Below are 13,336 nucleotides of genomic sequence, written 5' to 3' on the forward strand. Positions count from 1 at the left end.
CTCTCCCTTCTTACACATCAACTAATTTTGTCAAAAAAAGAGGTTGAAGTCAACTGTTCCAACTCCAACCTCTCTTTCTCAATAAAAAGCTTATTCTTCAATCGCAGAATCTGTGATCAAGCTCATGGCTTTCTTAAGGGCAATGTCACGTTTCAGCATATCTGGAGTAACAACTTGACGAACTTGTTCTTCAGGCATGTTGTAGGTTTCTGCTAAGGACTTGATTTCTTCTTCAACATCTTCGTCGCTAGCTTCGATATTTTCATCGGCAACGATTTGTTCAAGGATTAAGTTTGTCTTCACGCGTAACTCAGCATCTTCAGAAAATTGTTGACGGAGGTCTTCTTCTGAAGTGCCAGTTAATTGATAATACAAGTCAGGGCTAATGCCTTGGCGTTGCATTTCATTTAAGTAGTGTTCTAACTGATGGTTCACTTCTTCGTCAACCATCGCTTGTGGTAGGTCTTCGATTTCAGCATTGTCAACCGCTTGACGGATAGCTTCTTCATCACGTGCATCGTCAGCTTGGCGAACTTTAGCTTCTTCGATTTCTTTCTTGTAGAGGTCTTTTAGTTCATCTAAGCTGTCAACTTCTTCGTTAACATCCTTAGCGAATTCATCATCAAGTTCTGGAACTTCTTTAGTCTTCACTTCATGAACTTTCACTTTGAAGGTTGCTTCTTGACCAGCTAAGTCTTCGGCATGGTACTCTTCAGGGAAGGTTACCTTCACATCTTTTTCGTCGCCTTCTTCAGCTCCAACTAATTGGTCTTCAAAGCCAGGGATAAAGCTATTTGAACCGAGCTCTAAGGAGTAGTTCTCATCCTTACCACCTTCAAAGGCTTCGCCATCTTTAAAGCCTTCAAAGTCGATCACTACGGTATCGCCTTCTTCAGCAGGGCCTTCTTTAAGGCTGAGTTCAGCCAAGTTATTTTGAGCAGCTTCTAGGCGTTGGTTAACTTCCTCTTCGCTGACTTCACGGTCTTGTTTAGCAACTTTAAGGTCTTTGTAGTCCCCTAATTTAACAGCTGGTTTAGTAGCAACTTCAGCCTTGAATTCCCAGTCTTGGCCTTTTTCCATCTTTTCGATATCGAATTGAGGTTGGCCAACAATATCCAAACCAGATTCTTCAACGGCTTGGGCATAGGCTTGAGGGAGAACCAGGTTAATGGCATCTTCGTACAAAGCAGCTTCCCCAAACATCTTAACAAAGACTTGGTAGTTCACTTTCCCTTTACGGAAGCCAGGTACGCTCACATCTTTTTTAACACGTTTGTAAGCTTGTTTCATAGCCTTTTGGGCATCTTCTTGGGCTACGGTAAAGTGTAGAACGCCTTCATTAGTACTTGTCTGTTCAAAATTTACTGTCATGTATTAATTCCCCTAACTCTTCAAAATTTCATTTTTAGATTAATCGATTGATAGCTTTTAATCAAGCAAATTGCCTCTATAGGCATATCATCGTTCACATTTTGACATATTACACTAAAAAGCTTAAAATGTCTAGTTTAAACCAAATAAAGTTCTTATCCCAAATTTTACAATCTTCTTTATTTACTAACTTTTCCAAAAACCAGTTCCAAAACTCAGGCCTGACATCCACTTCACGAACTATGGTCAAAGGTTGGTCAACCTTTGACCATAGTTCGCTCCAGTGATTCAGACCTGAACGACTTTTGTCACACTCTCCACATGTATTAAGAAGCTTGCAGGCGTGTTATAATTGTGTTAATTTTTGTGCAATTTATTCCTTTTATCCGGTAAAATTGCTATACTTATAGGGATAGATTGGAGGAGTAGACGATCTGATGCGTTACCCAAATGGTAAAAACTTTGAAGGAAAACGGGATCAGGCCAAGTCCCGACCTGGCCCTAAGGCTAAAAAGGTCCAATTCGGCCAGCGGGGGATGCGGCTTGAGAACATGCTGAACCAATCCAACCAGTGGTACCTCAACCGCGGGCTTGCAGTTATCCATAAAAAACCGACCCCTATCCAGGTGGTTAAAGTGGACTATCCCAAGCGAGCCCGGGCCAAGATTACAGAGGCCTATTATCGCCAGGCATCGACCACCGACTACAATGGCATCTACAAGGGTTGGTATGTGGACTTCGAAGCCAAGCAGTCTGACCGCTTGCAGAGCTTCCCGCTCAATAATATCAAGGACCACCAAGTCAAGCATATGACTGCCTGCAGCCAGGCGGGCGGCTTGAGCTTTGTAATCTTTTGGTTCTCTAAGCGCCAGGAAGCCTACCTGTACCCTATCGAAGCTTTGCTTGAAGACTGGCGGGCCTATCAGGATAGTGAACGGTCTTCCATCCCCTTCCAGCGAATTGAAGACTATGCCTATCCCATCGCCCTAAAATACCAACCTTACTTAGATTATCTCCCCTTGATAGACCAATATATTGCAGACTATGGCAAAAGCCATTAGTCACTGATTCATATTTATAGGAAGAAGGTTTTAATATGTCTGAAAAAGACCGCCGCCACCAGCGCTACAATAAGAAGCGACAACCGCGCCAGGCCTTATCAAATCAGTCACTTTGGAAAAAAATCATCCTTGCTATCGTCGGTTTCTTTGCCGTCATAGCCCTCCTCTTGGGCCTAGTCTTCGCCTACTGGGCCTTCACCGCACCCGAACTGACTGAAGACGAATTGCGGGGGTCCATGGCCTCCATTGTCTACGACAACCAAGGGCAGGAGATCTTTGAAACCAGCCAGAATGAACGTCGCATTGTCAAAGAAGATGAAATTTCTCAATTGACCTTTGATGCCGTCACTTCGATCGAAGACCAGCGCTTCATGAAGCACAACGGGATCGACCCCAAACGGATTATCGGCTCTCTAATTGCCAATATCAGAGCCGGGGGAATATCCCAAGGGGGCTCTACCCTGACCCAGCAATTAGTCAAGCTGTCTGCCTTTTCAACTAAGTCCGAAGACCAGACCTATAAGCGCAAGGTCCAGGAGATGATGCTCGCCCTCCAGCTCGAACGAAACTATACCAAAAAAGAAATTTTCGAATTCTATATTAATAAGGTTTATATGGCTAATGGGGTCTATGGCATGGGGACGGCAGCTGAGGTCTACTATGGCACTAGCTTAAATAATCTTGGCTTGCCGCAAACCGCCCTCCTAGCTGGGATGGTCCAAGCGCCGAATAATTACAACCCCTATACGAATCCTGAGGCAGCTAAGGAACGGCGCGACTTAGTGCTCTCCGAAATGCTGGAAAATGGCAAGATCAGTCAAGCAGACTATGAAGCTGCGGTCAATACACCAATCGATGACGGACTCCAGCCATTAGAAGAAAACCGTGAAAAAGAAAATTCCGTCAACCAAGTGGTGGATTCCTATATCCAACAAGTGGCTGAGGATGTCAAGGCCGCTGGTTACGACATGTGGTCAGACGGTTTGAAGATCTATACCCACTTGGATATGAATACCCAAAACTATATTACCGAACTCTTGAACGATCCGAACGGCGCTTATTTCCAAGATTCTGAAGTTCAAGCTGCCGCTTCAATTGTCGATACCAAGACAGGACATATTATTGCCCTCTTCGGCGGCCGTAACCAGACTGAAGCTTTGAGCTTAAACCGGGCCACCCAGTTAAACCGGAGCGTCGGTTCTTCTATTAAGCCTCTGAGTGACTATGGCCCTGCTATTGAACACTTAAATATCAGCCCGGCGACAGGGGTTAAGGATGAGCCTTACCGCTACAGCAGCGGCGACCCGATCAATAACTGGGACCGTCAGCACCAGGGCCTCATCACTATGCGCCAGGCTTTAGCCGAATCACGGAATATCCCGGCCCTCAAGGTCTTCCAAGCAGTAGGCGCCGAAAAAGTGAATGACTTCCTCAATAACTTAGACATTAACCTCAATAACGGCGAAGGTGTCTATGAATCCAATTCGATTGGCGGGGAAATCACACCCTTGAAATTATCGGCCGCCTTTGCAGCCGTGGGGAACTATGGGGAATACAATGAACCTAAGGCTGTGGATTATTTCGTTACCCTTAACAATGAAAAAGTTGAAGTCTCAGGCGAAAGCCGCCAAGCCATGCGGGAATCCACCGCCTATATCCTGACCGACATGATGAAATCGGTCTTCACCGAAGGCCTCTCTGCCCCCTACCATAATGGCGGCATCATTGAAGCTGGTAAGTCAGGAACGACCAACTATACAGACGATCAAATTGCCCGCTTCAATATTCCATCTGGAGCCGCACCAGACCGCTGGATGTCCGGTTTTACCACTAATTATTCAATCTCCATTTGGATGGGTTATGACAATCCAAACTCCCCTAATGGATACATCACAGAAAGCGCCGGCCATGCGGTCGACTACCTCTACCGGCAGATGATGGACTACGTTTCTAATGGGGCCCACAATGAAGACTGGCAAAAACCTGATACCGTCCATGAAGCCAACCTTGTGGCCTTATCCAACCCAGTCCGTCTCGCCACAGCTTCGACGCCTTACAGCCAAACCACCCGCGACTTGATCAATGAAAACCTCTACGAAGAATTCAAAACCTCTGCATCAAGTCCTGGAAACTTGGACCCTAACGGCAGCTACTACAGCCACTCTCCCCGCCGTTACAACCGGACACCAAGCTACGAATCCACTTACCAATCTGGCTACGGCGACGAAGACTACGAAGACAGCTCCGGGCGGTCTAGCCGATCTGTATCGGATAGCCAGGTGGAAGGACAAGATGGTTATGAACAAGGCCAGTCAGCAACAAATGGCGGGCAGACCTCAAGAAGCCAAACTGATACACCTGATCAAGGGGCTAATACAGGTGCACAATCCGCACAAACTGATACAACTCAAGGAACAAGAAGCACAACTGGAGGCAACCAAACTAACACTAATCCAGCACCTTCTTATTAAAGAAATATGCTCGCTTATCATTTGTAGATATGGTAAGCGAGTTTTCTTTATACTTTTTATTTCAAGTAATGAATTTATTTAAAGCCGTTACCCTTATGAGCAGGAGTGGAGCTTTGAAGTTGGCCCTTAGCCATGACCAAGCAAGCATCAGGGTGCGAGTAAGAGCGTTCAGCTTTGGATGCTTGGAGTAAGTTGGAATAAGGGCAAGCCCCGCTTGCACGTTTCCAACTTGCGAAAGCACTCCAAAGCTGCTCTTACGAACCCGACTAGATGTGAATTAGGGATCGTCGACATAATCCGTTACGAACCCTTTGAAGCTCGCTAGGTGAGAAGAAGGTAGCAACGCTGCTAGCGCAGCCTTGAACTTCATCTCTGGCCAGCATACGATATCTGTAATCTCACGCTGTTCGAACAGCTATCGCATAAGTCGCTCCGCTCCAAGAGCTGAAGCTGCTCGAAGCGGTGCTATGCTTTAGCCGTTGGAGCTTTAGCGACTTATGGATAAAGTACAAGACGGCTTCAGCCGTGTTGATCCTCTAATCATTCAACGACCAAATTCAAAAGCGAAACGGATGCTCATCACTGCAATTAACTGATAACAGGACAATCAAAAAATCTCGGTTCCCTCCAGAAAAGGAGAGAACCGAGTTTTTTTATTTTCTATTTCTAAGCTCTTTTTGTATTGCTGACTGATAAATTAAAAAATTCTATGCCCTTTACCTTGGAGCAGTAGTGAAGCGTTGAAGTTGGCCCTTAGCCGTGACCAAGCAAGCATCAGGGTGCGAGTAAGAGCGTTCAGCTTTGGATGCTTGGAGTAAGTCGGGATAAGGGCAAGCAAAGCTTGCACGTTTCCGACTTGCGAAAGCACTCCAAAGCTGCTCTTGCGAACCCGACTAGATGTGAATTAGGGATAGTTGGCGTAAGCCTTACTAGCCCTTTGAAGCTCGCTAGGTGAGAGACCTAGGCTCGAACCGATTCCATGGCTTTTTAAGGGCCAAATTCAAAAGCGAAACGGATGCTACCAGCACAGTTAGACGTTGACTAATTTTTATTATCTTTTTGCCAACTTGCACCCTAGTTAGCCAGTAAATTATTTGCTGAATAGACAGGATCATTGGTAATATCAATCCCCAAACGTTTGATGGTCTTTTCATTCTCCCGGCTGAGGATGAAAGTCGCGTGGGCCTGGCAGTTCTCCAAAGCCTCTAATTGGTCGTAAGCTGCCTTAGCAGTCGGATTGGTTACCGCACTCATGGACAAGGCAATCAAGAGTTCATTGGTCGTCAGGACAGGCACCCGACTGTGGAGAGCCTCCCGCTTGAGATCTTGGATGGTGTTGAGGATCATAGGGGCAATCAAGTCGATCTCATCATTGATGCCGGCCAGGGCCTTGAGACTGTTAACAATTACAGCCGCTGAAGCATCCATAATCTCGCTAGTCCGGCCGGTAACGATCCGTCCATCTTCCAGGGCCAAAGCAACCACCCCTTGGATCTCGTTCTTGCCGAAGCGTTCTTGGACTTCAGCTTCATAGTCGCGGGCTGGTTGGACAACTGCCCGGTCCGTCGCATGGAGGTCACTTTCTTCCATAATAATTTGCATCCGGCGCCGGCAATCCTCGTCCAAGGTGCCTTTGACAAAGTCGTTTTCAATAGCGAAGTAGCGGCGAATAATCTCTTGCTCAGCTGCCTTCTTGCAGAGCTCGTCATCAATAATCCCATCAGCAATACAGTTAACTCCCATATCGGTTGGCGATTTATAAACGGATGGGGCTTCCGTAATGTTTTCAATAATGCGGCGGATGACTGGGAACATGTTGATATCCCGGTTGTAGTTAACAGCCACTTCCCCATAAGCTTCATAGTGGTAGTTATCGATCATATTGACATCCTTGAGATCCACCGTAGCGGCCTCATAGGCAATATTGACCGGGTGCTTCAAGGGCAGGTTCCAGACAGGGAAGGTTTCAAACTTGGCGTAAGAAGCATTCACTCCCCGGGTATGTTCATGGTAGAGCTGGTTCAAGCAAGTGGCGAGTTTGCCGCTTCCAGCCCCCGGAGCAGTGACCACCACAACAGGTTTACTGGTCTCAATATAAGCATTCTTGGCGAAACCTTGGTCGCCAAAAATCGCTTCAATATCAGTCGGATAGCCTTTGATAGCTTCATGGGCATAGACCTTAATGCCGCGGTTTTCCAAGTTGGTCATAAAGGCCTTAGCATTGGGTTGGCCATTATAGCGGGTCAGTAAGACACTGTTAACAGGTATCCCATAGCGCTGGTACTCCGCAATCAAACGCAAGACATCTTCATTATAGGGAATCCCATAATCGCCGCGAATTTTGTTATTTTCAATATCGCCGGCATAGATACAAATAATGATCTCAGCCTGGTCCTTGAGTGTCGCCAAGAGCTTCATCTTAGCGTCTTCATCGAAACCAGGAAGGACCCGCTTGGCATGCTTGTCGCCGATCAATTTACCGCCAAATTCAATATAAAGTTTATCCTTGCCAGACACGCAATCCAGGATATGTTTGGACTGGTGGGCCAGGTATTTTTCCGTATCAAAACCAATTTTATTCATTTGCAACCCTCTTTATCTCTTAATTTTAACGGTCCATGGTCTGAGAATAATTCTCCTTCATACTACTTTAGCACCCTAAAGATGACTTGTAAATTAAATCATCGAACTTTAATCAAAATCTCTGGAAATGAGGACAAGCTTAAGTTATCATGCAAGAAGAGTTAACTAATTTAGAAAAGGAGCCGCGCCGTGACCTACCAAGTCTACACCCATATCCCCTCAGCCTTAAAAGACCGCCCCTATGTCCCTGTCCATGCCTGGGAAGTTGACCAGCCCCGGGCCATCCTCCATGTGGTCCATGGCATGTCCGAACATGGCGGCCGCTATGAAAAATTGGCCCACTATTTCAACCAGCGGGGGCTGACGGTTATCGCCCATGACCAATTAGGCCACGGTGCTCTCGCCCGCAAAAACCATAGCCTGGGCTACCTCGGAGCGCCTAGCCGAGCCAAAAACATCTTGGTTGCCGATACCCTAGCCGTCGTCCGAGCCTTCAAAAAGGCTAGCTTACCCTATATCCTGCTGGGCAATAGCATGGGGGCCTATGTCACCCGGCTCTTCCTTAAGGCCTACAGCCAGGAAATTGATGCCTGCATCCTATCCGCTAGCCACGCCCATGTCCCCTTCATCGGTGGCCTGCGACGGGCCCTCCAAGTCCTCACACTGCGAAGTAAGCGAGAGACCAATCTCAAGCTCCACCAACTCATCTTCGGACAAGAGCCGGTTAAAGCCAAGGACTCCCCCGCCTACCAAGCCACCTGGCGGGCGGGCCAAAGCCTCAAAGAAGAGCCCCTGACTGGCTTCGTCTTCACCAATGCAGGTTTCCAAGCTGTTCTCGACCTCGCCCAGCATGCCAGCCAAAGAAACTGGGCCCAGGGAATCCGCCCAGACCTGCCCATCCTCATCCTCAACGGTGGGTCAGACCCCCTGCATTTTAGAAAAAATGAACAGGAGCGGCTCAAGGCCGAGCTCGAAAAACAAGGCCTCTGCCAGGTCTCCACCAAGCGTTTTCCAGGCCATGGCCACGAGCTCTTCTTCTATAACCAGGAAGAGAAGGTCTTCGCCTACATCGGAGCCTGGTTGGAGAAAGAAATTCTCTGAAATTCATAGAATATTCACATTTAGGTCTTATACTATAGGTGTACTAGCAAAAGATGTTGATAAAAAGATATTCCTTACTTCCTCTCCCAATTAAGTTAAGGAATGTTCGGTAGAACCAAAAAGGACTGCTCGAGCAGTCCTTTTTAAAAAGATATATCGTTTACAAATGTAGCCAAAATGGAGATGATCAAATGTTATCCGGACAAGAAAAATCCGTCAGCCCAGCAGAATGGCAAATCATGCGGGTGATCTGGGCCCAAAAAGAAGCCAGCAGCCGCTATATTATTGATTGCCTAGCCGAAGCCATGGCCTGGAAAGATTCCACCATCAAGACCCTGATCCGCCGCCTAGTAGACAAGGGCTGGTTGGCCAAAGAGAAACAAGGCCGGTCCTATATCTACCGGGCCCAGGTTAGCCAGGAAGAAGCCAGTCGTCTGGAACTGAAGACGATTTTTGATAACCTCTGCCAGTGCCAGGCCGGAGAGCTCATCGTCCAATGTATTGAAGACAACCCCCTCTCCCAAGACATGATCGACCGTATCCAAGAAGCCTTGGATAAGAAGGCGCCGCAAGCCGTGACATGTTCCTGCCTGCCAGGCCAATGCCAGTGCCAGGTCAAGCACTAGGGCGTTAATTGCCAGTTAATCGGCTCTTGTCCGTCCCCTACGAGAATTTGATTACACTTAGAGAAAGGTTTGGAGCCAAAGAAGCCGCGGTGGGCCGACAAGGGACTGGGATGGACCGAAGTCAAGACAGCGTGCTTGGTCTCATCGATCAAAGGACGCTTAGCTTTTGACGCATTTCCCCAGAGAATAAAGACGATCTTCTCTTGGCGCTGGTTGAGTTGGGCAATCGCATAGTCCGTGAGCTCTTCCCAACCATGGTTCTTGTGTGAGTTGGCCTGACCCTGGCGGACAGTTAAAACCGAGTTCAATAAGAGCACCCCCTGGTCCGCCCACTCCGTCAAGTTCCCGTGCTGGACAGGCTGAAAGCCCACATCGTCCGCTAATTCCTTGTAGATATTGCGCAGGGATGGCGGAATCGCCACCCCCTTCTGCACAGAAAAGGAGAGGCCATGGGCTTGCTTAGGACCATGGTAGGGATCTTGACCGAGGATAACCACCTTGACCTGGCTAAAGTCCGTCCGTTTGAAGGCCTCGTAGATGTGGAACATATCGGGGTAAACCACCTGTTCTTGGTATTCCTTCTTTAAAAATTCGCGTAGCTTTTGGTAAGTGGGGCCTTCAAAAACGGGGTCCAAGACCTCTTGCCACTGGTTCTCGATAATTTGATGCATGGAAAGCCTCCTTTTGCTTTTAACTAGCAGATTTCTAGTCTCTTCGGCCTTAAAATGGTAGAATAGACATAGACTTAAGATAAACTTATTATAGGAGGAAATTAGTGATGATTCAACTGATTGCTTCAGATATGGACGGGACCTTACTCAATGGTAATATGGAAATCCCCCAGGCAAATATTGATGCCATCATGCATACTTACAGCCTAGGAATCCCTTTCATTGTCTGTACCGGACGTAACTTTGAAGAAGCTAAGATTGTGCTCAATGATGCAGGTATTCGCTGTCCGATTATCGGTCTCAATGGGGCAATCGCCTTTGACCGGGACGGGACGGTTGATTATGAAATTCCCTTGGCGGATAAAGAAGCCCTGGCTATCCTTGACCGGGGACGTGAACTCGGCTACTACATGGAAGCTATGACCTCAAAGAATGTCTATTCTAGTTCCAGAACTCAACGTATCCAAGGCATCACCCGATTGATCCAGCAGATGAATGTTGGTATGAGCCAGGAGGAAGCGGAAACTAGAGCCACCCAATCGACTGAAGTCACCAATATCGACTACCGGGACGACCTCAGGGACCTGATCAATAAAGAAGGACAAAAGATCGTGAAGATTACCTTCACCCACCAAGATCCTGACCGCCACCTGGTCCCTCTCAAGAAAGAATTATTGCAAAAATTCGATGACATTTATGTCACCTCTTCCTTCAAGTATAATATTGAAATCAGCCAGACCCACGCTAATAAAGGAGCAGCCCTCAAACGTTACTGTCAAGAGCACGGCTACGACCTCGACCATGTCCTAGCCATTGGCGATAATTATAACGATATCCCCATGCTAGAAATTGCCGGCCACAGCTTTGCCATGGAAAATGCCGTAGACGCAGTTAAAGAAACCGCCAAGTACCAAGCACGGTCTAACAATGCGGCTGGTCTTGCGGGAGCCATCCAAGAAATTCTTGACCGCGAAAAAGAAGGCTAGTCTCAAGCGCTGCAGCTTCTAACTGTGTTATACTAATAGTAATAAATGATTACAGTTGGAGGAAGCCCATGTTTAATTTCAACCGCATTCGTGTTCTCTTTGTCTGCCGGGCCAATATTTGCCGGTCTCCCATGGCTGAAGCTGTCCTTCGCCAAAAGGTCAAAGAAGAAAAATTAAGACGTAAAATTTCTGTCGACTCAGCAGCCATTGAAGATTGGCGGGTGGGGAATCCCCCCCATCCAGAAACCATTAAAATCCTGGAACAATTCCATATCGATCCCGGGAAAATGAAAAGCCGCCAACTGACCGCAAAGGATGGTAAGAAGTTCGACTATATCATCTGCATGGACCAAGACGTTAAAGAAGATGCCCTAGAACGTATCCCTAGCTCCTACCATGACCGTATTTACTTATTCAATGAATTCTTGGGAAGTGATGACGATGTTCTAGATCCGATTATAACTAAAGACTTTTTAACAACTTTTGATGACATTTACGAAGGTGTCAATGCCATTACAGAGACGATCGTAAAGGAAAGGAAGTTATCGTAATGGAATCTCTAGCAAAAGAATGTCGTGACCTGGTTGAAGAATTGATCCAGGAAGCCAAATTGAAAACCGGTCAAATCGTTGTGGTGGGCTGCTCATCATCCGAAATCATTGGGGAGCGGATTGGTAGCCAGTCCTCACCTGAGATTGGCCAGGAAGTCTTCCAGACGATTCACGACACCCTCAAGTCCCATGGCATTTACCTGGCTGCCCAGTGCTGTGAGCACTTGAACCGCGCCTTAATTGTGGAACGGGAAGCCCTCCCCCATGCTATTGAAGTCAATGTAGTTCCCCAACCCAAGGCCGGCGGATCTTTTGCGACCGCTGCCTACAAGGGCTTTGAAGACCCCATAGCCATTGAAGCCATCCAAGCCGACGCCGGTATTGATATCGGCAACACCTTGATTGGCATGCACATCCTGCCAGTCTGCGTGCCTCTCCGTCTCCAACACCACCGGATTGGTGAAGCTTGGGTCAACACCTGCCGGAGACGGCCTAAGTCTATAGGCGGGGAAAGAGCCCACTACAACAAAGATTTAAAATAGCTTATTTTCTCTAATAGGTTTATAATAGAGTCAAGGAGGAATTTAACATGACATTTGAAAAATCAAAAAAAGAATCTCAACCAATTAGTTGCAGACTTAACCCAAATGAAGTTGATCCTACATAAGACACACTGGTACATGCGTGGGGCTAATTTCCTTTTCCTCCACCCTCTCCTCGACGAGTGGATGGACGAAATCGATGAACAATTAGACCAAGTTTCCGAACGTCTCATTACGATCGGCGGTTCACCCTATGCGACCATGGAAGAATATATCGAACACAGCAAATTGACCAATGAAAAAGGCAACTGGGACCAATCCACCCAGGAACGTTTCGCTGAGCTCCTCGATAATTACCGTTACCTGGTTAAATTCTACCGTGAAGCTGTCATTGAAGCGGATGAAGAAGGCGACGGCGTGACCAATGACCTCTTGCAAGGTCACCAAAACGCCCTTGAAAAACGTATCTGGATGTTAGCTGCTGAATTAGGGCAAGCACCTGATATCTATTAAATTTAAATAGCTGAACAAATGGACCCCTAAGGCAATCAAGGCCTTAGGGGTCCATTTTACTGGATTAAAATAAAATTTTACCAAGATCATGCGATTTGATTCTAAATAGCAATCTCGAGCTTACGATCTTTCAGATATGCCTTTAGACTAACGGGGTCATTGGTGATGAGCCCATTAATCCCTCTGTCCATTAGGCTCTCCGTTAAATCGAGGCCATCCACCGTCCAAACATTCACCTTGATGTCCTTGGCCAAGAGATCCTCCAACATGGCCTCATTAATAGCGAAGAAATGGGGGTGGTAGTAGTCAGCCCCATGTTCCTGGCAGTAGCGGCCGGGCGAAATAATGCTGTTGACTTCAAGGAAGGCGCAAGATAGGTCTGGTGCTAGCTCCCTCACCTGCTGGATGCTGTAATGGTTGAAAGAAGAAATGAGCACACGAGCCCCACACTGGTACTTTTGGACCAAGTCGACTACTTTTTGCGCCAGGCCAGGATATGGGTATTGGTTGGTCTTTAGCTCAATGTTAAGGAGCATATCATTGCCTTGCAGCCACTGGAGGACCTCCTCCAAAGTGGGAATCTGCAGGTCTTCGCTAGGGCCAATGGAAGCAAAACCATTAGAAAAGTCAAAGCTTTTGAGCTCCGCCAAACTGTAATCCATGATCCGACCACTTCCATTAGAGGTTCGGTCGATGGTCTCATCGTGGCAAACCACGACTTGACCATCACGGCTTAACTGGACGTCAAGTTCTATACCATCCGCCCCAGCGGCATAGGCTTCTCTAAAAGCAAGCATGGTATTTTCTGGGAATTTGGAACTGTAGCCTCTGTGCGCTAATATTTGCATATTTTCCTCCTC

At 47.2% G+C, this 13,336-nt stretch carries 12 protein-coding genes; 8 read left to right on the top strand and 4 right to left on the bottom strand.

The genetic code is table 11. The annotated features are described in order from the left end of the window. Positions 1–90: 90 nt before the first annotated feature. Positions 91–1,371: a trigger factor gene (tig, locus tag AWM72_RS00585; RefSeq protein WP_067971656.1), complete on the bottom strand. Its 1,281-nt coding sequence runs from the start codon at positions 1,369–1,371 to the stop codon at positions 91–93. 437 nt (positions 1,372–1,808) lie between these two features. On the opposite strand from tig, the gene recU reads away from it, so the two are divergent. Both recU and AWM72_RS00595 read left to right on the top strand, forming a co-directional pair. Beyond that, positions 1,809–2,432 carry a Holliday junction resolvase RecU gene (gene recU, locus AWM72_RS00590; protein WP_067971658.1) on the top strand — a complete coding sequence of 208 codons (624 nt, stop codon included), beginning with the start codon at positions 1,809–1,811 and terminating at the stop codon, positions 2,430–2,432. 35 nt (positions 2,433–2,467) lie between these two features. Further along, positions 2,468–4,903 (top strand): PBP1A family penicillin-binding protein, encoded by a 2,436-nt coding sequence (locus AWM72_RS00595; protein WP_067971661.1) that lies wholly within the window; start codon positions 2,468–2,470, stop codon positions 4,901–4,903. Between the two features lie 1,074 nt (positions 4,904–5,977). On the opposite strand, the gene AWM72_RS00600 is transcribed toward AWM72_RS00595, so the two are convergent. After that, positions 5,978–7,486, bottom strand: a complete 1,509-nt coding sequence (locus tag AWM72_RS00600) for a DUF1846 domain-containing protein (protein ID WP_067971664.1) — start codon at positions 7,484–7,486, stop codon at positions 5,978–5,980. A 189-nt stretch (positions 7,487–7,675) separates the two neighbouring features. On the opposite strand from AWM72_RS00600, the gene AWM72_RS00605 reads away from it, so the two are divergent. Together AWM72_RS00605 and AWM72_RS00610 are read left to right on the top strand one after the other, a co-directional pair. Then, positions 7,676–8,587, top strand: coding sequence for an alpha/beta hydrolase (locus AWM72_RS00605; RefSeq protein WP_067971670.1), 912 nt, complete (start codon positions 7,676–7,678; stop codon positions 8,585–8,587). Positions 8,588–8,778: 191 nt separating this feature from the next. After that, positions 8,779–9,213 carry a CopY/TcrY family copper transport repressor gene (locus AWM72_RS00610; RefSeq protein ID WP_067971673.1) on the top strand — a complete coding sequence of 145 codons (435 nt, stop codon included), beginning with the start codon at positions 8,779–8,781 and terminating at the stop codon, positions 9,211–9,213. Here AWM72_RS00610 and AWM72_RS00615 read toward each other — a convergent pair. Further along, complete coding sequence (locus AWM72_RS00615; RefSeq protein WP_067971675.1) at positions 9,210–9,884, bottom strand: uracil-DNA glycosylase; 675 nt, start codon at positions 9,882–9,884, stop codon at positions 9,210–9,212. The two genes, AWM72_RS00610 and AWM72_RS00615, sit on opposite strands and share 4 nt — an antisense overlap. Positions 9,885–9,991: 107 nt before the next feature. Between AWM72_RS00615 and AWM72_RS00620 the strand changes: the two genes are divergently transcribed. The 4 genes from AWM72_RS00620 (at position 9,992) to AWM72_RS00635 (ending at position 12,476) form a co-directional block, all read left to right on the top strand. Then, positions 9,992–10,870, top strand: coding sequence for a Cof-type HAD-IIB family hydrolase (locus AWM72_RS00620; RefSeq protein WP_067971679.1), 879 nt, complete (start codon positions 9,992–9,994; stop codon positions 10,868–10,870). Between the two features lie 68 nt (positions 10,871–10,938). Beyond that, positions 10,939–11,421, top strand: coding sequence for a low molecular weight protein-tyrosine-phosphatase (locus AWM72_RS00625; protein ID WP_067971682.1), 483 nt, complete (start codon positions 10,939–10,941; stop codon positions 11,419–11,421). Then, entirely contained in the window at positions 11,421–11,963 is a 543-nt protein-coding gene (locus AWM72_RS00630) for a TIGR01440 family protein (RefSeq protein ID WP_067971685.1), read from the top strand. Before AWM72_RS00625 ends, AWM72_RS00630 begins: the two co-directional genes overlap by 1 nt. A 105-nt stretch (positions 11,964–12,068) precedes the next feature. Further along, positions 12,069–12,476 (top strand): Dps family protein, encoded by a 408-nt coding sequence (locus AWM72_RS00635; RefSeq protein WP_067976474.1) that lies wholly within the window; start codon positions 12,069–12,071, stop codon positions 12,474–12,476. Positions 12,477–12,577: 101 nt separating this feature from the next. Here AWM72_RS00635 and AWM72_RS00640 read toward each other — a convergent pair whose 3' ends face one another. After that, a complete protein-coding gene (locus AWM72_RS00640; RefSeq protein ID WP_067971689.1) occupies positions 12,578–13,324 on the bottom strand; it encodes a glycerophosphodiester phosphodiesterase in 747 nt (248 codons plus the stop codon). Positions 13,325–13,336: the final 12 nt, after the last annotated feature.

Source organism: Aerococcus sanguinicola (assembly GCF_001543145.1).
Classification (GTDB): domain Bacteria; phylum Bacillota; class Bacilli; order Lactobacillales; family Aerococcaceae; genus Aerococcus; species Aerococcus sanguinicola.